Consider the following 19,580-nt stretch of genomic DNA (forward strand, 5'->3'; position numbering starts at 1 on the left):
GGCCGTGATCAGGACATCTGCCGATAAGTTGCGCAGAAAACCATATGGGGGATCTTCCCGTACGTGCGGGATCCGCGGGCCGGAACGAGAAGATCGCCCGTTCCGACCCTAGGTGAGCGCAAGTTCTTCTGGCATATGTGATGACTATGTGAAGGGTCACACTGCGGAGTCGACCGGAAGCGTTCGGTCGAACCGCTCTGCGTGCGCCGTCCCGCCCGCCTCCCGGCCGCTCCGCATGGGGCGCCCGTATAGTCCCGATATGGCACTTCATGAGATGAAGGACGCGCCCACCGGAGCGCCCCGCACGAGGGACGACCACACCGACGACGTCGCCACGGACGTGTTCGCGTCTCCGCTCAGCGGCCAGGTGCTGCCCAAGTACCGGATGCCGGAAGAGCACTCGCCGACGGAGGTCGTGTACTCGCTGCTCCACAACGAGCTGCTCCTGGACGGCAACGCGGCCCAGAACCTGGCCACCTTCTGCACCACCTGGTCGGACGACGGCGTGCGCCGCCTGATGGGCGAGTGCATCGACAAGAACATGATCGACAAGGACGAGTACCCGCAGACCGCCGAGATCGAGGCGCGCTGCGTCAACATCCTTGCCGACCTGTGGAACGCCCCGCCCGGAGGCGCCGCGACCGGCTGCTCGACCACCGGCTCCAGCGAGGCCGCGATGCTCGGCGGCCTCGCCCTCAAATGGCGCTGGCGCGCCCGCCGCCGCGCCGAGGGCAAACCGGCCGACCGCCCGAACCTGGTGTGCGGACCGGTTCAGATCTGCTGGGAGAAGTTCGCCCGGTACTTCGACGTGGAACTGCGCCAGGTGCCGCTGGAACCCGGCGCCACCGGCCTGCGCCCCCACCAGCTCGCCGCGTACGTCGACGAGAACACCATCGGCGTCGTCGCCATCCTCGGCGTCACCTACACCTGCGACTACGAGCCGGTCGCCGAGATCGCCGCCGAACTCGACCGGATCCAGGCCGAGCACGGCTGGGACGTCCCCGTCCACGTCGACGCGGCCAGCGGCGGCTTCGTCGCCCCCTTCCTGCACCCCGACGTCGTCTGGGACTTCCGGCTGCCCCGCGTGGCCTCCGTCAACACCTCGGGCCACAAGTACGGACTCGCGCCGCTGGGCGTCGGCTGGATCGTCTGGCGCACCGCCGACCTGCTCCCCGCGGAACTCGTCTTCACGGTGGACTACCTCGGCGGCGACATGCCGACCTTCGCCCTCAACTTCTCCCGCCCCGGCGGCGAGATCATCGCCCAGTACTACCTCTTCCTGCGGCTGGGCCGCGGCGGCTACCGGCGCGTCCAGCAGGCCTGCGCCGACACCGCCGGCTACCTGGCCCGCCAGATCCGCGACATGGGCCCCTTCACCCTCCTGTACGACGGCCAGGGCGGCCTGCCCGCCGTCTGCTACGCCCTCACCGACCCGGGAGCGAGCGGCTTCACCCTGTACGACCTCTCCGACCGGCTGCGGATGCGGGGCTGGCAGGTGCCGTCCTACCCGCTGCCCGCCGACCGCGGCGAGACGGTCGTGCAGCGCGTGCTGATCCGGCACGGGGTGACCCGCGATCAGATCGCCCTGCTGGTGGGGGACCTGCGCCGGGCCGTGGAGCACCTGACGAAGGCGCCGCCGACCGCCGCCCCCACCCCGCAACCGGGCTTCCACCACTGACGCACCGCCGACGCGCACCGGGCACGCGCAGGCCGGGCGCGGTCGCCACCGGCGGACCGGCCGGCGCCGCCGCGCACGGATGAACTTCGCCGCCGCCCGGCGCGGGCTGCGCCGGGGGCGGGGCCGGGGCACGGACCGTGGGACACATGATCCGACCCCCCGTGCGCGGCGCCCGTACCGCCCGCGATGGCGTGCCCCCCGTCCGCGTCACCGCGCTCACCGCCCTCGCCGTCGCCCTCGTGCTCTGCGGCCCGGGGGCGGCCCCGGCCGGGGCGCGCGGCGGCCCGGGGGCGTCGCCCGGCCCCGCCGCGCCCCGGGCCCTGACCCCGCGGGTGCTGCCCGACCGCGGGCCGCCCCGGCGGGCCCCCGAGGTGTTCCGGGGCGAAGGCTTCGACGCCTGCACGGCGCCCTCGGAGGCGGCCATGCGGGCCTGGTGGGACCACAGCCCGTACGGGGCCGTCGGCATCTACACCAGCGGCAGCCAGCGGCACTGCGCGCAGCCGCGGCTCACCGCCGAGTGGGTCCGCCGGGTGCAGGCCATGGGCTGGCGGCTGGTCCCGGTCCACATCGGACGGCAGGCGCCCTGCACGGAGTACGCGCACAAGCCCCGCAGGATCGATCCGGCGCGGGCGGTCGAACAGGGCCGCGAGGAGGCCGCCGAGGCGCTGGCCGCACTGCGGGCGCTGGGCCTCGGCGACGGCACGCCGGTGTACCTGGACATCGAGGCCTACCGCTCCGCCGACCCGGGCTGCGCGCGGGCGGTGGTCGACTTCGCCAGCGGCTGGACCCAGCGCCTGCACCGGGCCGGGCACCGCGCGGGGTACTACTCCAGCCTCGGCTCCGGCCTCGCCGACCTGGCCGTCGCGGCCCGGTCCGGCACCTCGCCGCTGCCGGACGCGGTCTGGTACGCGCGCTGGGACCACCGCGCGGACACCGCCGACAGCGGCGCCCTGGCCGCCGGGCTGTGGCCGGGCCACCGGCGGATCCACCAGTACCGAGGCAACGTGCGCGAGACCCACGGCGGGGTGACCCTCACCATCGACCGCAACCTCCTCGACGCCCCGGTCGCGGCCGCGCCCACCCGCAGGCACGGCTGACCGGCCGCCCCGGTGTCCCCGCGGACGGCGCCCTGCGGCGCGGTCCCGCGGAGGTCAGGGCCGGCGGCAGGTGCCCTGCCCGGCCAGCCACCGGGCGGCGGCCTTGACCACCTCGTCGCGGTCCGTACCGATGCCGGCGCGGGAGGCGGGCACTTCTTCATCGGGCGGGATCGCCCCGTCGTAGGTCCGGCCGGTGCGGTCGGCGTCCAGCTCCGTGGTGAGGTTGATGACCGCGCCGTCGGAGAGCGGGAAACCGTCGTTGCCCGTGGGTACGCCGTAGGTGCTCGTTCCGAAGGTCCGGGTGTCCGGGCGCCCCTTGAAGGCGATGAGGAGGGCCTCCGCCGCACTGGCGGTGCCGCCGTCGGTCAGCACGGCGACCGGGGGGTCCGGCGTCCCGAGCGGATCGGCTGGCCCCCAGGGCGATTCCTCACCGTTGAGGCGCGGCCTGCGGTTCTCGACGGACCACGGCGTGGCGGCGCCGTCCGCGGTGACGAACGCGCCCACCTTCCCCTCACCGAGCAGCGGTGCGGCGACGGCGAACATCGGCCAGACGTTGCCGCCGGTGTTCTGCCGCAGGTCGAGCATCCAGCCGCAGGCCCCGCCCTCCCGCTCCGCCTCCCCGACCGCCGCACGGCCCTGGCGCACGTAGCGGTCCAGGGTCTCGTCGGCCCCGCCCACGGCCGGCAGCGCGAGGTACCCCACCGCGCCGGGGAGGCGGCGGCCGGTCAGACCGGTGAACGTGTCCTCGGTCCGCTGCCGGGAGATGGCCGCCTCGGTGCCGGTCAGGAACGTGCTGTGGTGGTCCCCGAGTTCCGCGAGCGCCTCCGTGATCACGGCGTAGGTGTCCGACGGGGTGCGCGCCCCCTCGGCCCGGGCGAAGGCCGTCCGCCGCAGGCGCGGCCAGTCGACCTGGTTCCGGCGCACGGAACGGGCCTCCATCACGTCCAGCGCGGCGGCGAGGTAGGCCCGCGCGCTCTGCGGCGCCTGCCGGCCGGCGGAACCGGACGCGCTCCAGCCGTCCCCGGCCACGAGCAGGACGACCGCCAGGAACGCCGGGGCGGCGCGCCAGCGGCGTACCGCGGACCGCACGCCGGTCCACCGTGGCGAGGACCTCGTCGGGGTCATGCCGGACCGCCTCCCTGGGCTGCGCGTACGGCGGGCGGACGCCCGGCACGGCGGCGGTCCACGTCCACCCGGTTGTGCGGGGGACCCGCCGGAAGATCATCTTCGCGAGCGAACGGCCCCGGCACAAGGGGCGGCCGCCCCCTCGGCGGTGCGCCGACGGGCGGGCGCGGCGGTCAGGAGGCCCAGCGCATCCCCAGTTCCGACAGGGCCGCGCGCCGCTCCGGGGTCAGGGCGGCCGCCCGGGAGCGCTGGTTGGCGATCCAGGACCCCAGCCGGAGCTGCTCACCGCCCAGGGGCTCCACATGGGTGCGCGGCACGCGCAGGTGGCCCTCCCGTTCCCGGAAGCGGCGGGCGGCGGCCAGGTTCGCCGCCCACGCGTCGGCGTGCGCCCGGCGCGGCCGGGGGCGTTCGGACTCCTCGGCCGGGCCCGTCCCCAGCGTGTGCTCCAGCAGCCACCGCTGCGCGCCGGTCAGCCGGTCCCAGCCCAGGCGCTGCGTCCGCAGCCACTGCCCGAGGTCCTCGCCCTGTACGAGCGCCTCGCCGGGGCCCGTCGGCAGTGTCCCGCCCGCCTCCAGCCGCATGCGGGTCAGCCGGTAGGCGCGCTGCCAGGAGATGTCCCAGTCCGGACACCACCCCGGATCGATGTCGTCCAGGGCCTCGCGGCGCTCCGGCGACAGGGCGCCCGGGCCTTCGCGGCGGGCCGCGGCGCGCTGGTTCTTGACCCAGACGCCGACCGGGTGCCCCTCCCAGGTCGCCTCCACCGGCGGCAGCAGGTGGCCGTGCGCCGCGGCCCATGCGCGGGCCGCCGACAGCCCCTCCTCGAAGGCCACGTCGAAGGCGCTCCACACCATTCCGAGCGCGTCCAGTTCCGCCGTCCGCTGCCGACCCAGCGCGCCCCGGCGGTACGCGCGGCGGGCGTCCGAGATCCACTGCCCGAGCGGGAACCGGGCGAGCCCGGGCGGCCAGCCGTCTCCCGACGGCGCCTTGAACCCGAAGGGCACCTTCAGGTCCCCGGCCGCGGCCGCGTAGACGGCGGCGGCCGCCAGCCCGCGCCGCCAGTGCTCGTGCTCGGGGTGCAGCACCCGCAGCCGGACGAAGGCGGCCAGCAGCGCCGGATCGCGGGGCGTGGAGAAGCTCAGCAGGGCCCGGGCCGCCGCGCCGGGAGCGCCCGGCGCTCCGGCCGCCGCCGGGGGCGCGGGCGTCCGGCTCGGCCGCTGCGGCTGGGCCAGCGACTCCACCAGCCTGCTGTCGTGCGCCCGCAGCGCCTCCAGCAGCCGCGCCAGGCTCCCGTACGCCCGCGAGGTCAGCATCGTCTCCGGCGTCTCGCCCGGCTCCAGCAGGACCGGCACCACCAGCGAGGCGACCTTCCCCTCCCCGGGCCGGATCCGCAGCGCCCGGCCCACGGCCTGCACGAGGTCCGGCATCGAGTCGCGCACGTCCGCCCAGAACACGGAGTCGCACTCCTTGGTGTCGACGCCCTCGCCCAGCACCCGGACACTGCCGAGGAACGCCTTCTCCGCGATCCGGTCGGCCGCGAAGGCGTCCAGGACCCGCCGCCGGTGCGCCGCCGGGTGCTGGCCGCCCAGCCAGTCCGCCCACACCGTGCGCGGGTACACCGGACGGGGCGCCCGACTGGTCATCCGCAGCCGGGCCGCGACCGCGGGCAGGCCCGCCGCGAACGCCTCGGCCTCCCGGGTCAGGTGGTGGAAGACCAGGGTCCGCCGGAAGCCCTGCTCGGCGGCCGCCTTGACCAGCGCGGTCTGGAGCGCGGCCAGCCGGGCGCCGCGCACCGCGTCGGAGCGCCCTTCCGGGCCGAGCAGCACCGCCGCCTGGAACTCCGGGTCGCTGACGTCCACGCAGACCACCTGGTACGGCGCGCAGATGCCCCGGTCGATGGCCTCGGACAGGGACAGCGTGTGGCAGCGCGCGCCGAACGGGCCGTCCGGATCGTCCTCCATCGAGGCGACCAGCGCCCCGCCGGGCGCGCGGCCGACGGCGCTCCGATGCCCGGAGGCGGCCCGTGACTCCGCGGGGCCCTGCGGCCCCTCCGCTTCCTCGGACCCCCCGAAGGCGGGGGAGACGCGCAGGTCACCGGTGGTCTCGGGGTCCTGCCAGATCCGGGGCGTGGCGGTCATGTACAGCCGGCGGACCGCCGGGATCCGCGCGTTGTCGTGCACCACCGCCCACGGCTTGCCGATCCGCCCGGACGTGCGGTGGGCCTCGTCGACCACGACCAGGTCCCAGGCCGGCAGCCCGGCCTGGTGGGCCCGTTCGACGATGCCGAGGCCGAGGGAGGCGTAGGTGGCGAAGACCGTCACCCGTGACACCGGGCGGCACCATGCGGCGATCCGCTCCGGATCGGTGGTGCTGGGCACGCCCGCCTCCGGCCCTCGCAGCGAGCACACGGCGAGGAAGCGACCGGTACGGCCGCCGTCGCGCCAGGCGGCGACGCTCTGCACGAGCAGGTCGAGCGAGGGCACCAGGACCAGTACCCGCCCCGCCCCCAGCGCCTCGGCGGAGCGGACGGCCACCAGCGACTTCCCGGATCCGGTGGCCATGATCACCTGGGTGCGCAGCCCGGCCTCCGGGGGCTGCCCGCCCGGGGGCAGCTCCAGTGCCCGCACGACGGCGTCGACGGCCTCGCGCTGATGCGGACGCAGGACCTTCCTCGCCATCCGGTGTACTCCGCTCGCCCCGTCTGATCAGCCGATTCGGCTCCTGTGACTATCCTGCCCCGAAATTGAAGCATTCAGGGCCGACGCGGGGTGTGTCATCGAGCGGTCCTTGAGCGGACGGCCGCGCTCCGGCCGGACGGCGCTGCGCGGACGCGGGCGGCGCCCCGTGCCGCGGAACGCTCCGGGACGCGGGCGAGCGCGTCCCGCCGGCGCCGGCCGGGGAGCGTCAGGGCTGCTGCGGAACGTCAGCGGGCGCCGAAGTCCTGGGTCCACCACGGACCGCCCGCCCCCTGGCGGACGCCGACCCCGAGGTCCTTGAACGAGCAGTTGAGGATGTTCGCGCGGTGCCCCGGGCTCTTCATCCAGGAGTCCATGACGGAGGCGGGCGTCTGCTGGCCCATCGCGATGTTCTCGCCGTACGTCGACCAGCGGTACCCGGCGGCGGTGATCCGCTTGCCCGGGTCGGCGCCGTCGGGGTTGCTGTGCGCGAAGAAGTCCCGGTCCGCCATGTCGTCCGAGTGGTCCTGCGCGGCGGCGCGCAGCTGCGCGTCGTCCTTGACCGGGCCGCAGCCCGCGGCCGCACGCTCCTGGTTGACCAGCGCGATCACCTGGGCCACGGTCCCCTGCGGCGCGGCGGCCGCCGGACGCGGAGCCGAGGATTTCGGGGTCGGCTTCGCGCTCGCGCTCGCCGAGGCCGAAGTCGATGCGGAGGCCGAGGCGGAAGCGGAGGAGGACGCCGACGCCGAGGGAGAGGGCGAGGCGGACGCAGAGGCGGAGGCCGACGGAGAACCCGAAGCGGAGGCGGAGGGGACGACCGCCCCCGTCGTGGAGAGCGCGGCCAGCGGCGCGCCGGGAGCGGCGGCGGTCGTCCCGGTCTCGCCCGAGCCGGGCAGCGCGCCCCCGAGGTACAGCGCCCCACCACCGGCCATACAGGCAACGACCACACCGCCCGCGATGACCCTGCGGCGCGTGCGCCGCCGCTTGCGGGACGCACCGCGGCCCGCGTCATGGCGCGCACCGGCCGCGTGCGCCCCCGGGCCCTTCGCGGCGCCGGGGGAGGGAGCGTCGTACGCGAACGCGGCCGGAACCGTGCTCGCCTGGCGGACCGCGGCCAGCACCGCCGCCGACACGGGGACCAGCGCCAGCCCGGCCAGCAGCCCCTCCGCCGGGACGAGGCCGTTCCACAGGCCCGCGCAGCGCACGCACTCCCGCGCGTGCCGCGCTATTCGCTTGCGCCACAGCGCCGACGGCAGCCCGTCCCAGCCGGCCGCCACGGCGCGCAGGGCCTCACACGGCGGCTGGGCGTCCAGCGCCCGCTCGACCACCCGCGCGGACTCCAGCTGCGCCTTCATCCGCTGCACGCGGACCGCGGTGTGCTGCGGGGACAGCTCCAGCGCCGCCGCGACCTCCGCCCGGGTGAGTTCCCCCGCGCACTCCAGCCACCACAGCGACAGCAGCGCCCGGTCGTCCGGCTCCAGCCAGCGCGTGGCCCGTGCCGTCTCGCGCCGCTGCCCGGTGAGGTTCAGCTGGACGACGGTCAGGTCCACGAAGTCGGCGCCGGGATCGGCCAGTTCCCGCGCCGCCTCCAGCCCGCTCGCGTCGGGTCCGGTGCTGCGGGCCTGCCAGTGCGCCCGTACCCGGTTCATCGCGATCGCCACCAGCCACGACCGGAAGCTCTCGTCGGAGCGCAGCCCGCCCAGGCCGTCGAGGGCGCGCAGCATGGTGTCCTGGACCACGTCGTCCACGTCTACGGAGCCGTTCAGGGCCCGGCCGACGATGTTGTAGACGAGCGGCAGGTGCGCGCCGACGAGTTCGTCCTGCGCCCCCGGATCGCCCGCGCGGGCGGCCGACACCAGCGCTGCGATGTGCTGAGTACTCATGTGATGATCCCTGTCCGTACCGGCGGTCGATGGTGCCCAATACCTGGGAGACCGCCGAGCGGGGCCCCGATAACACTTATCGGTGAGCACTCTCTCGCACAAGGGGGCGGGGGGCGCACGGGGGGCCGATGGAAGGGGCCGACGGAGGGACCCCGGGGCCGGCCGCGCGGCCGGTCGGGGGACCCTCTCCCGGGGCGGGGGCCGGTGCCGGACGGGTGTCGGTTCGCGCCACCCGGGGCCCCCGCCGGCCGTCGGGTCAGTGGCCGCGCAGCCCCCGGTCCACGGCCGTCATCAGCTCGCCGTCCGCCGTGTCGCCGTCCAGCGACCAGAACATCGCGCCGCCGAGGCCGTGCTCGCGGATGTACGCCGTCTTGGTGCGCAGCACCTGCGGGTCGTCGTAGGTCCACAGCGTCGTGCCGTCGAAGAGCCACGCGCTGCCCGCCCGGCGGTCCCGGTGCAGGGTGTACGCGCCGGAGTCGGCCAGCTTCCTCAGCGCCTTGTAGTCCTCGTACCCGGCGGACCACGTCGCGGGCGCCGGCCCGGTCGCCGGGCGGCCCATGCCGTCGCCGCCGCCGGTGACCCCGGTCCAGCCCTGACCGTAGAAAGGCATGCCCATGACCAGCTTGCCCGCGGGTGCCCCGCGCCGCAGCCACGCGTCCACCGTCCCGTCGACGCTGAAGTCGTTCCGCGCGTACAGGGCCGACTGCTGGGCGGTGGTCTTCTCGCCGGAGACGTGGAAGTCGTAACCCTGGAGCGTGACGAAGTCCAGGTTCCGCATGATCTTCGGGACCTCGAAGCCCGCGTCGATCTTGGCGGGGGCGGTCGGGACGAAGGCGGTCAGCTGGTACTTCTTCTTCTGGGTCCGCCCGTAGGCGTCGAGCTGGGTACGGAACTCCTGGACCAGCGCCGTGAAGTTGCGCCTGTCCTCCGGGCGGTGGGTGGTGTCGGTGTCCCCGGCCGACCCCGGCCACTCCCAGTCGAGGTCGATCCCGTCGAAGAGGCCCGCGGCCGCGCCCGCGCCGCCGCGGGCACCGTCCTGCGGCAGATTGCCCTTGATGTAGAGGTCGATGCAGGACGCGACGAGCGCCTTGCGCGAGGCGGGTGTCCGGGCGGCGTCCGAGAAGTGCGTGGACCAGCTCCAACCGCCCAGGGAGATCTGTGCCTTGAGGCCCGGATGCCGGGCCTTCAGCTCGCGCAGCTGGTTGAAATTGCCGGCGAGCGGCTGGTCCCAGGTGTCGGCCACGCCGTCGACCGAGCCCGCGGCGTCGAGCGGACGGCCGTAGTCCGCCCAGGCGTCGGCCTCGCCGGGGACGTTGCCGGTGAAGCACGTGCCGTCCGCGCCGATGTTGCCGAAGGCGTAGTTGACGTGGGTGAGCTTGGCGGCGGCGCCGCCCGTTTCGAGGTTCTTGACCTGGAAGTCGCGTCCGTAGACGCCCCATTGGGTGAAGTATCCGACGCGGTGGTAGGCGCGTCCGTGACCGGAGCCGCCCTCGGAAGGGGCGGTGGCGGCTCCTGCGGCGGGCGCGATGGCCGCCAGGAGGGACAGGGAACAGGCGGCGGCGGCCAGCCTGCCGAGCGTACTGCGGCGCATGGGCTTCCTTTGCGGATGCGGGGAGTGGTGCTCCTGAGCCGTGCTGTGCGCGTGCTGTGCATCCGGAAGCTATTGGTCTGGACCAGAGTGGTCAAGGGGGCGGGCGGCCGATGTGGTCAAGGGCGCGGGTGGCGGGCGTGGTCAGGGGTGCAGGTGGCGTACGTGCCGCGGGGTCGGGCGGCCGGCGGTCCGGCTCAGGGCAGGCTCCACTGGCCGATGTCGTCGGCGGACCCGCTGTTCAGTGCGAACTGCACGGCCGAGGCGCGGGCGTCCTGCGGCAGTTCGAAGGTGACGCAGCCGGTGGCGGAGTCGCCGGGCGCCAGGGACCGTCCTTCGGGGAACTCGGCCCCGGCCGTCGTCGGCAACGCCACGCCGGGATGGCGCTCACCGTCGGCGTCCAGGAGGTACGAGCCGCTGCGCGGCGGGTCGGCGTAAGCGGCTGTACCGGTGTTGAGCAGGCGGAACTCGACCGCGACGAGGCGCCCGGCCGGATCCCGCAGGGCGTGCGCGGCGCGCGGGGCCGCCGGGTCGGTCACGGCGACGAGGGTGACGTCGAGCAGCTCGCCCGGGCGGTTGCCGCGGAGCGCGATGGTCTCGCCGGTGGGGTCGGTGGCGGCCGTCGCCACGGGCCCGCTGACGGTGGTTGCCCCGGGCCCGGCGGCGGCCGTCGCCATGAGTCCGGCGGCCGTCGTCCCCGGCCCGGCGCCGAGACCGAGCAGGACCGGTACGGCGAGCGCGAGGGTGGCCAGGGGGGACCGGAGACGGCGCACGGCGGGACCTCCTCGGGCACGGGACACCTCCACCATCCGTCCCTTCTCCGTGCCCCGCCACCCGCGTGGTTCCCACGGGCCGGGCGACCACATCGTGGAAGTGATTGGATCATCCGCCCGCCGCGTGCGAAGCTGGTTCCACCGGAGGGGCGTAGCTCAGTTGGTAGAGCGTTGGTCTCCAAAACCAAATGCCGTAGGTTCGAGTCCTGCCGCCCCTGCACGAAGAAGATCCGCCACAGCCCAGGTGGGAGCCCGCTCCCCCTGGGCTTTCGCGTGGTGCCGACGCGCCCCGCCGATGGCCCGGGCGCGGCCGGTCTGGCAGACTCGGCCGGGTTACCCGGGCGGCGCGGACCAGGAAACCGGTGTGAAACCGGTACGGTCCCGCCACTGTGACCGGGCCCTCGCGGCCCGGGAGTCAGACACTGACGCGCCGCCTCTTCACTTCGACCAGGGGACGAGGATCCCCCGGAGAGGCTTCGCCATGCCGCGTTTCCGCGCCGCCCTGCGCGCGCTCAGCCCGCTCGCCGCCCTGGCGCTCCTGATACCGCTCGCCGCCTGCGCCGCCACCCCGGACGAAGGGGCCCGCGACGGCGTCGCGCCGGACGGAACCACCCGGTCGGCGGCCGCCCCCGGGAGCGGGGGATTCCCGTCCACCGTGACCAACTGCGGTGTGACGACGACGTACAAGGCGCCGCCCCGCCGCGCCGTCGCCATGAACCAGCACGCCACCGAAATGCTGCTCGCCCTCGGCCTCGGGGACCGGATGGCGGGCACCGCCTACCTCGACGACGCCGTCCTGCCCGCCTACCGGCCGGCCTACGACAAGATCAAGGTGCTGGCGAAGGAGTACCCCTCGAAGGAGCTGCTCCTCGGCGCCGACCCCGACTTCGTCTACGGCGGCTACTCCAGCGCCTTCGACGCCGCGCAGGGCCGCGACCGCGCCGCGTTGGGCAAGAGCGGCATCAACACCCGGCTCAGCGTGGAGTACTGCACCCCCGGACCGGTCCGGTTCGAGCAGCTGAAGACCGAGATCACCGAAGTCGCCCGCACCTTCGGCGTGCCCGAGCGGGGCGCGAGGCTGATCGAGGACGAGCAGCGCCGCATCGACGCGGTGACCGCCCGCGTCAAGGACAAGGCGCGCCCGAACGTCTTCGTCTACGACTCCGGCGAGGCCGCCGCCTTCACCTCGGGCGGCAACGGCATCGGCAACGAGATCGTCTCCCTCGCGGGCGGAAGGAACGTGTTCGCCGACCTCAAGGACACCTTCGGCGACGTGTCCTGGGAGAAGGTCATCGAACGCGAGCCCGACACCGTGCTGATCTACGACTACGGCGGGACGAGCGTCGAAGCGAAGAAGCAGCGTCTGGTGAACGATCCGGCCCTCGCGCGGGTTCCCGCGATCAGGGACCGCCGTTTCGTCGTCCTTCCGCTGTCCTCCGCCGTCCTCGGGGTGCGCGTCGCCGACGCCGTCACATCCCTGGCCGGCCGGCTGCACCCCGACGCCGCGTGACGGCGGACCGCCGCCGGGCCCCCTTCGTCCTCGTCCTCCTCGCCCTCGCGCTGGTCGGCGGCGCGGTGGCGGGCCTGGCCCTGGGGCCGGTGCGGATCGCTCCCGGCCGGGTGCTGGACATCGTCCTGGCCGGACCGCGTCCCGGCGCCTTCGCCTCCATCGTGTGGGACGTGCGGATGCCGCGCGTGCTGCTCGCCATGGCCGTCGGAGCCGGGCTGGCCGTGACGGGCGCCGTGCTGCAGGCCCTCGTACGCAACCAGCTGGCCGATCCGTTCCTGCTCGGCGCGTCCTCCGGCGCCTCGGCGGGCGCCGTGGCCGTCATCGTGCTCGGCCTCGGGGCGGGCGTCGCGACCAGTGTCACCCTGCCCCTCGCCGCCTTCGCCGGGTCGCTCGGCGCCCTCGTCACGGTGTACGCCCTCGCCCGGCGCGGCGGCGCCATGACCACCGGGCGGCTGATCCTCGCCGGCGTCGCGGTCCAGTACGTGCTCTCCGCGCTGACCAGCCTCGCGCTGGTCCTCTCGGCCCGGGCGGAGCAGGTCCGGTCCATCCTCTTCTGGACGCTCGGCGGCCTCGGCGGGGCGCGCTGGGACCAACTGGCCGTGGCCGCCGTGGTCCTGGCGGTGGGGACCGGACTGCTGCTCGCCCTCGCCCGGCCGCTCGACCTGCTGCTCGCGGGGGAGGAGGACGCGCGCACCCTGGGACTCGACACCGGACGCTTCCGGGCCGCCGCCTTCGTGCTGGCCTCTCTCGTCATCGGGGTGCTGGTCGCCTTCAGCGGCGCGATCGGGTTCGTCGGGCTGATGGTTCCCCATGCGGCCCGGATGGTCGTGGGAGCCGGGCACCGGGCACTGCTGCCGGTGGCCGCGCTGGGCGGGGCCGTGTTCCTGACGCTGGCCGACCTGGTCGCCCGTACCGCCGCCGCGCCCGAGGAGATACCGGTCGGCGTCGTCACCGCGCTGATCGGCGGGCCGTTCTTCCTGTGGATGCTGCGGCGTTCCGGCCGCTCCGAGGGGGTGGCCGGATGACGGCGCCGGTGACCTCCGCGCCGCTGGAACTGCGGGCCGAGGCCGTACGTTACGAGGTCGACGGGAACACCCTGCTGCGCGGCATCGACCTCACCGCCCGCCCCGGTGAGACGGTCGGCGTGGTCGGTCCCAATGGCAGCGGCAAGACCACCTTGCTGCGCTGCGTCTACGGCACCTTGCGGCCCACCGCAGGCCGGGTGCTCCTGGACGGCGTGGACGCGGCCACTCTGGGCGTCAAGGAGCGGGCCCGGCGGGTGGCGGTCGTGCCGCAGGACGCGAGCGGCACCTTCGGGCTGACCGTGCGCGAGGTGGTGGCCATGGGGCGTGGTCCGCACAAGCGGTTCTGGGAACAGGACGGGCCGGCTGACGCCCGGCGCGTCACCGCAGCGCTGGCGACGGTCGGCGCCGAGGCCCTGGCCGCCCGCCGCTTCGACGAACTGTCCGGCGGCGAGCGCCAGCGCGCGCTGGTGGCCCGCGCCCTCGTCCAGGACCCCGCCCTGCTCGCGCTCGACGAGCCCACCAACCACCTCGACATCCGCTACCAGTTGGACGTCCTCCGCCTGGTCCGGGACCTGCCCGCCACGGCCTTGCTGGTCCTGCACGACCTGAACCTCGCCGCGGCCTTCTGCGACCGGCTGTACGTCCTGGACGCGGGCCGCGCGGTGGCCTCGGGGCCGCCGGGCGAGGTGCTGACGGAGGAACTCCTGGCCGAGGTGTACGGCGTGCGCACGCGCATCCAGGTCCACCCGACGACGGGGGCGCCGCACATCGTCTATCTGCCGTGAGCGGGCGGTCCGGGCGGGTCCGGGGACGGCCGTCCCCGGACCCGCCCGGCGCGGTTTACTGCGGGGTCGCGCCGCTGCCGTAGGGGCGGGTGATGATTTCCATTCCGTGCCCGGACGGGTCCAGGAAGTACAGGCCCCGGCCACCGTCGTTGCGGTTGACCTCGCCGGGCTGCTTCTGCATCGGATCGGCGAAGTACGGGACGCCTGCGGCCTGGATCCGCGCGAAGGACGCGTCGAACTCCGCCTCGGAGATCAGGAAGGCGTAGTGCTGAGGGGTGATGGTCCCGGACGGGACGGTGGCGAAGTCCAGCGTGACGCCGTTGGCGGTGCCGACGGGGATGAAGGGCCCCCACTCGGCGCCGACTTCGAGTCCGAGGACGTGCGCCAGGAACTGCGCCGACTCCCGGCCGTCCCGGGAATGGATGATGGTGTGGTTCAACTCGACCGACATGGGTGAATGCCTCCGTAAGGCACCTCACGGTCACCTCCATGCCTCACCCGGACGGTGACCGGCACGCGATGACGTGAACACGATCCTAAACGGTCGGCGCCGCGAAGCGCGGACGGCCCGAGCACCGAAGGCGGCCCAGCCGGTGCGGGAGGCCACTTGGAGCGGCGAAACGCAACTTCGACAGGTCCGGCCCAGGCGGTTACCTTCACCTGGTCGCGGCGATCGCCCACGGTTGCGCAGGAGTTCCCCGTCCGGCGATCCCCGTCCTCCACATCAAGCGGCCCGTCCCCAAGGAGAGACGCATGCCCCGTCTTGCCCTGTACACCTTCGGCGTCCTGACCTCACCGCTCGCCGATCCCGGACCTCTCACCCGCGCGTTCTACGACAGTGGTGAGGCCGTCTACCGGACGATCAGCCAGTACCCCGGGTACCTCGCGCACGCCGAAGCGGCAGAAGGCGGCGGCCGGGGTGCGCTCTTCGACGCGGACTGGGGTGCGTGGGGAGAGTTCGCCGTGCCGGCCTGGTACGGCAAGGGCCGCACGGCGGAAACCACCGCCCTGGCGGCGACCCTGTCCCTCTGGACCGATCTGCGCCCCGCCTTCGAAGCCATCTACACCGGTTCGCACCGCGAGGCGCTGAACAGGCGCCACGACTGGTTCGAGAGGACGGGACACCCGAATTACGCGTTCTGGTGGACCTCCGACGATGTGACACCCACCTGGCAGGACGGGGTTTCCAGGCTGGAACACCTCCATGCCCACGGCCCGGCGCCGCACGCCTTCACCTTCCGGCACTCGTTCACCCCGGAGGGGACTCCGTGCACCGGCACCGGGCCGCAGCGCGACCGGGCGCGCTGAGTCGCCGGTCGGCGCGGTCACGCACCGCCGTACACCGCCTTGACGTTGTCCTGGGCCGGATGCGTCCGGCCGGCCGGGCCCGCCGCGAACACCCGCAGCAGGTTCTCCGTCACCCGGGTCGTCAGCGCCCCGGCGCGCGCGTCCAGCCCGTGGTTGGCGCCGCCGCGCCCGTCACCCTTCGCGTCGAGGGCCTCGACCCAGCGCATCGTCCCGGTGGCGAACACGCCGGCGCCGCTCGGAGTCGTGTAGTAGGCGGTGTCCTGGTGACTGGGCCGGCCCTCGCACACCACGGGGGAGTGGGCCAGTATCTCGATCGGCCGGGGCGTCGGGAAACCGGTGCTGACCTTGTCGTACTCCACTCCCACCAGGTGCGGGAAACGGTCGGTGGGCTTCACGCCCGTGCCCTCGAAGAGCCAGTGCCCCGGGTTGGTCACCACGTACGGGGCGTCCACCGGGTAGCCGTCGTAGATCACGCCCAGCAGCGAACTCTCGGGGTCCGCCCCGGGCGCGGAACGGAAGTCCACGGTGGCCGGGTGACCCCGGGTGAAGCCCGGGTCCTGAGCGTAGGACGTCTTGTAGCAGACGACGGTGCGGTCCGGGCCGAGGTCGCTCTCCTCCAGGCGGATGCGGCGGTAGCAGCAGTTCGCGCCGAGTATCGCGATGTTGCTCCCCGCGTCCCGGGCCGCCGTGATGTGCGCGCGCTGCTCGGGGGACCAGTACTCGTCGTGCCCGAGCGAGACGACCGTCGTGGCCCCCTCCAGCAGGCGCTTCTCGCGGGCCACGTCGGTGGTCGTGGTGTAGGCGAGGGGTATGCCGAGCCGCTCGGCCAGGGCGATCAGCGGGGCCTCGTAGACCAGGAACAGCCCCGCGCCGTCGTCGTACTCGTACGGCCGGTCGAAGGTCACCGACAGGGAACGGGAGGCGAAGCCGCCGCTCGGGCCGTCGTAACTGCTGTACCCGCCCCACTTGTTGTACGCCTGCCAGGTCGCCACCGCGTTGACGATGACGGTGCGGCCCCTGGTCGTGGCCGACCGCACGGTGACCGGGACGAACCGCTGGCCCTCGCCGCCCTGCGCGTCCAGGCGCAGCAGGTAGCTGCCCTCCGGCCAGTCCTTGGTCTCGACGGTGGTGGTCCGCGCCCACCGGGCCCGCACCATCCGCGTGCCCTGCTCCACCGAGGCCTCGGGCTGACGGGCACCGGTGATGGCCTGCGACCGCCACACCAGACGCGCCCGCGCTCCGCCGTACCAGCCCATCCGGTAGGCGGAGACGGTGAACCGGGGTGCCGTGGTCGACACGTGGAGCCCGAACGACTCACCCGCGAGGACGCTCACCCGGTCGGCGAAGCCCTCGATCGCCCGCGCGGGTCCCGCCTTGGTCACGGCCCAGTCGGCGTTGCCCGGCCGCGCGTTCTCGGCCTTGACGTCGAAGGCGTGCGCCCCCGCCGTCCCCCCGGAACCGGCGGAACCCGACGGCTTCGGGCCGCCGCCCGGCGCACGGCCCCCGCCCGGGCCGTCGGCGGAGTCCGCGCCCTGCGCGCAGCCCGCCACCGCGGTGCCGAGTCCGGCCACCGCGGCCGCGCCCGTCGCGATCGTGAGGAACCGTCGCCTGCCCGCTCCTTCGCCGTGCCCGGCGATGTGCTGCTGATCCATGAAGGGCACGGTATGTCACCCGTTCGGGTGTGTTCGAACCGGGCAGGACGACGTGTTCTCGCGCCCCCCGGTTCCTCAGCCCAGACGCACCATCACCTCCTCGGCGGCCCCCGCCGAGCGGGTGAGATCGGCGAACTCCAGCCGCAATACGGCGCCGGGGGCGGCCGACACCACTCCCGCGGACCGGGAGAGGACCCCGGTGACGGGCCGGTGCCACACCACGGTCAAGGCGGTCCGGGTCCGGGACGGATCGCAGACCCGGACCCTCGCCGTCCCGTCCGCCCTTTCCCGGATGGTCACCGAGCACGGTCCGCCCGCCTCCACCGGACCGGCCGTCCCCGCCTGCCAGAGGTTCACCCCGGTGAATCCCACAGACGGGACGCGCACGCCCTGCGCCACCTCCGAGTTGGCCAGGACGGTCAACCAGCCGGGGGCGGCGGCCCGCGCCGCGGTCTGTGCCGGGGTGGCGCCCGGGAGTATCTGGTGGACGTACGACCCCGCGGTGGGATCGGTTCCGTGGTCGTACCAGAGGGTCAGGTAGCGGCGCGTCAGCACGCTGGGGGAACCGCTCCGGTTCACGTCGCTCCACCGTCCGCTGCGCTGCTCCCGCAAGGCCCGGAACGCGCCCGCCCCCGATATGACGTACCCGCCGAACCCCGCGATGTGGGCCCAGCCCGGCGAGGGGAAGGCCGCGGACCAGCCCGGGTTCGCCGGCTGGACCGCGCCACCGATCGTCAGTGCGTGCGTACCGGAGGGCCCGAGATTGCGGTTGTCGATGACGGTCTCGACGACGGCGCCGTCCGTGGCCCGGATCCCCGCGCCCAGGCACACGATCGTGTCGGCCAGGAAGAACCAGGACAGGCGGGCGGTGAGAGTGCTGGACAGCCCTCGCAGGTGCTGGCCCACCGAGGCGAACTCCCCGTCCGTGGAGCCGCCCACCCACACCGCGTCCGGTCGGGAGGCCCCCCAGTCGCCCCCCGCGCCGTCGGCCAGCACCTTGCGCGAGACGGTGGTCCCGGGCAGCCGGTAGGGGTCCACGGTCGGCCAGAAGGCATCGGCGTATTGCCCGTTCCCGTACGTGGCGCCCCACCAGGAGAGCATTCCGCTGCCCGTGTGCCAGCCGCGCAAGTTCTCCCCATTGCCCGTCTCGTAGTGGGCGATGCGCCGCGAGGCCATGGAGAGGGACGCCGCCCAGTCGGGCCGCCGGTGCGTGGCCCGGTCCATCGCGCCGAACACCCGGTGGCCGACCGGCTCCGGCGCGGCCAGGACCGCCGGGTCCTCCGCGACCGCGGCCAGCCGGATCAAGGAAGCCAGGGGCAGGGACTCGTCGGCGAGCGGGCGGCTGTAGTAATCGCGCGCCATCCACCCCTTTACCAGCGCCCGCCAGCGGGCCCGCTCGGCGGCGCTCGCTCCCTCTCCGAGCAGCACGATCCCGGCGAGCACCGCGTGGCCCCGGGCGTGGTCGTCCTGCCGCACCTGCCGGACGTCCGCCGCGGCCAGACCCCGGCTGATCGCCCGGCCGGAGACGCAGTCCATCATCAGGCCGTTGTAGAGGAAGGGGGCCCACGCCCGCTCCACCGCGTCGAAAACGATCTGCGCCCCGGGATCGGTCAGGGCCCAGGGCGTCCCCTTCAGCACCCCGGCCAGCATGCCCAGGCCGCCGAGCAGCACCGCACCGTACGTGCCCGTGTACGGCACCCAGGAGTGCTGGATGAACGACCCGTCGCGGTACAGACCGTCCCCAGCGGTCACGTAGGGGAAGACCGGCGCGAGGGAGTCCCGGGCCAGGGCGATCTTGGCCGACTGCTTCCCGACCACGCCGCGCACCGCCAGCACCCGGCACAGATCCACCCGGTTCGCGCCGGTACTCGTCCCGCTGTACGCACCGACCGCGCTGTCCGGCACGAAGTGGTCCACGGCCGCGCAGAAATCGGCGATCCGCTCCGCCGACAACTGCTCGTACAGCAGCACGCACAGGTCCAGCAGCGCCTGCGGTGCACCGATCTGCCAGCAGTACCAGTTGCCGTACGGCGCCCGTCCCGCGTGGTAGGCCTGGGCGTGGAGGTGGTCCAGTCCGGTGAGCAGTGCCGTACGCAGGGCCGCAGAGCCCGTCAACCCCGTCCCGGGCCGGACGTAGGCCTCCGCCATGGTCCGCAGCCGGTAGTAGCTCTGCATCAGCATCTCGGGATCCGTGGAGAACCCGAGGTCGGGCCAGAGCGAACCGGGACCCGGTGCCATGGCGGCCATCCAGCCCCCGGTCATGTCGCCGAGCGCGGCCAGCCGGGAGCGGAACGGCTCGGCCGCGATGTCGGGATCACCGCCCAGGACGAGGCCGCGCCACACCGCCCGCATGCCGTCGTGGACATCCCCCGCCGCGTCGGCGGCCGCCCGTCCGGCGGGCGCCCCGAGGAGGAACGCACCGCCGCCCGCGGTGGAGAGGAAGGCACGCCGACTCCATGAATCCGTCATCGCCAACTCCTTTCG

The 19,580-nt window shown here is 74.3% G+C and carries 14 protein-coding genes, 1 tRNA gene and 1 riboswitch; of the genes, 7 read left to right on the forward strand and 8 right to left on the reverse strand.

Translation table 11 applies throughout. From position 1 onward, the window contains the following. Window positions 1-259: 259 nt before the first annotated feature. Both gad and AC0693_RS10195 read left to right on the forward strand, forming a co-directional pair. Window positions 260-1,678, forward strand: coding sequence for a glutamate decarboxylase (gad, locus tag AC0693_RS10190; protein ID WP_469315707.1), 1,419 nt, complete (start codon window positions 260-262; stop codon window positions 1,676-1,678). A gap of 146 nt (window positions 1,679-1,824) precedes the next feature. Beyond that, window positions 1,825-2,775, forward strand: a complete 951-nt coding sequence (locus tag AC0693_RS10195; protein WP_478737691.1) for a DUF1906 domain-containing protein — start codon at window positions 1,825-1,827, stop codon at window positions 2,773-2,775. Between the two features lie 54 nt (window positions 2,776-2,829). Here AC0693_RS10195 and AC0693_RS10200 read toward each other — a convergent pair whose 3' ends face one another. The 5 genes from AC0693_RS10200 to AC0693_RS10220 all read right to left on the reverse strand — a co-directional run bounded on the left by AC0693_RS10200 (window position 2,830) and on the right by AC0693_RS10220 (window position 10,816). Next, a complete protein-coding gene (locus AC0693_RS10200; protein ID WP_478801457.1) occupies window positions 2,830-3,900 on the reverse strand; it encodes a S41 family peptidase in 1,071 nt (356 codons plus the stop codon). A 173-nt stretch (window positions 3,901-4,073) separates the two neighbouring features. After that, window positions 4,074-6,575, reverse strand: coding sequence for a helicase associated domain-containing protein (locus AC0693_RS10205; protein WP_478801458.1), 2,502 nt, complete (start codon window positions 6,573-6,575; stop codon window positions 4,074-4,076). A 245-nt stretch (window positions 6,576-6,820) separates the two neighbouring features. After that, complete coding sequence (locus AC0693_RS10210; RefSeq protein ID WP_478801459.1) at window positions 6,821-8,455, reverse strand: sigma-70 family RNA polymerase sigma factor; 1,635 nt, start codon at window positions 8,453-8,455, stop codon at window positions 6,821-6,823. A 256-nt stretch (window positions 8,456-8,711) separates the two neighbouring features. Beyond that, window positions 8,712-10,046 carry a glycoside hydrolase family 18 protein gene (locus tag AC0693_RS10215; protein WP_478801460.1) on the reverse strand — a complete coding sequence of 445 codons (1,335 nt, stop codon included), beginning with the start codon at window positions 10,044-10,046 and terminating at the stop codon, window positions 8,712-8,714. A gap of 194 nt (window positions 10,047-10,240) precedes the next feature. Further along, window positions 10,241-10,816: a DUF4352 domain-containing protein gene (locus tag AC0693_RS10220; protein ID WP_478801461.1), complete on the reverse strand. Its 576-nt coding sequence runs from the start codon at window positions 10,814-10,816 to the stop codon at window positions 10,241-10,243. A 145-nt stretch (window positions 10,817-10,961) separates the two neighbouring features. Here AC0693_RS10220 and AC0693_RS10225 point away from each other — a divergent pair. The 4 genes from AC0693_RS10225 to AC0693_RS10240 all read left to right on the forward strand — a co-directional run bounded on the left by AC0693_RS10225 (window position 10,962) and on the right by AC0693_RS10240 (window position 14,136). Beyond that, window positions 10,962-11,034, forward strand: a tRNA-Trp gene (locus AC0693_RS10225). Between the two features lie 94 nt (window positions 11,035-11,128). After that, window positions 11,129-11,261, forward strand: a riboswitch (cobalamin riboswitch). A 36-nt stretch (window positions 11,262-11,297) separates the two neighbouring features. Then, a complete protein-coding gene (locus tag AC0693_RS10230; RefSeq protein WP_478801462.1) occupies window positions 11,298-12,326 on the forward strand; it encodes an ABC transporter substrate-binding protein in 1,029 nt (342 codons plus the stop codon). Then, a complete protein-coding gene (locus AC0693_RS10235; RefSeq protein ID WP_469336222.1) occupies window positions 12,290-13,351 on the forward strand; it encodes a FecCD family ABC transporter permease in 1,062 nt (353 codons plus the stop codon). The genes AC0693_RS10230 and AC0693_RS10235 overlap by 37 nt, the downstream gene beginning before the upstream one ends. Further along, on the forward strand, window positions 13,348-14,136 hold the full coding sequence (locus AC0693_RS10240) for an ABC transporter ATP-binding protein (protein ID WP_469315715.1): 789 nt from the start codon (window positions 13,348-13,350) through the stop codon (window positions 14,134-14,136). Before AC0693_RS10235 ends, AC0693_RS10240 begins: the two co-directional genes overlap by 4 nt. 55 nt (window positions 14,137-14,191) lie before the next feature. Here the strand turns inward: AC0693_RS10240 and AC0693_RS10245 are convergent, their stop codons facing one another. Further along, the gene (locus AC0693_RS10245; protein ID WP_478801463.1) at window positions 14,192-14,587 is read right to left on the reverse strand and encodes a VOC family protein; all 396 of its coding nucleotides are present in this window, start codon (window positions 14,585-14,587) and stop codon (window positions 14,192-14,194) included. A gap of 302 nt (window positions 14,588-14,889) precedes the next feature. On the opposite strand from AC0693_RS10245, the gene AC0693_RS10250 reads away from it, so the two are divergent. Further along, window positions 14,890-15,444 carry a DUF3291 domain-containing protein gene (locus AC0693_RS10250; protein WP_478801464.1) on the forward strand — a complete coding sequence of 185 codons (555 nt, stop codon included), beginning with the start codon at window positions 14,890-14,892 and terminating at the stop codon, window positions 15,442-15,444. A 17-nt stretch (window positions 15,445-15,461) separates the two neighbouring features. Here the strand turns inward: AC0693_RS10250 and AC0693_RS10255 are convergent, their stop codons facing one another. Both AC0693_RS10255 and AC0693_RS10260 read right to left on the reverse strand, forming a co-directional pair. Further along, window positions 15,462-17,096 (reverse strand): N,N-dimethylformamidase beta subunit family domain-containing protein, encoded by a 1,635-nt coding sequence (locus AC0693_RS10255; RefSeq protein WP_478801465.1) that lies wholly within the window; start codon window positions 17,094-17,096, stop codon window positions 15,462-15,464. A 75-nt stretch (window positions 17,097-17,171) separates the two neighbouring features. Continuing rightward, entirely contained in the window at window positions 17,172-19,565 is a 2,394-nt protein-coding gene (locus AC0693_RS10260; RefSeq protein ID WP_478801466.1) for a polysaccharide lyase 8 family protein, read from the reverse strand. Between the last annotated feature and the right edge of the window lie 15 nt (window positions 19,566-19,580).

This window comes from Streptomyces sp. NPDC043876 (assembly GCF_056435825.1).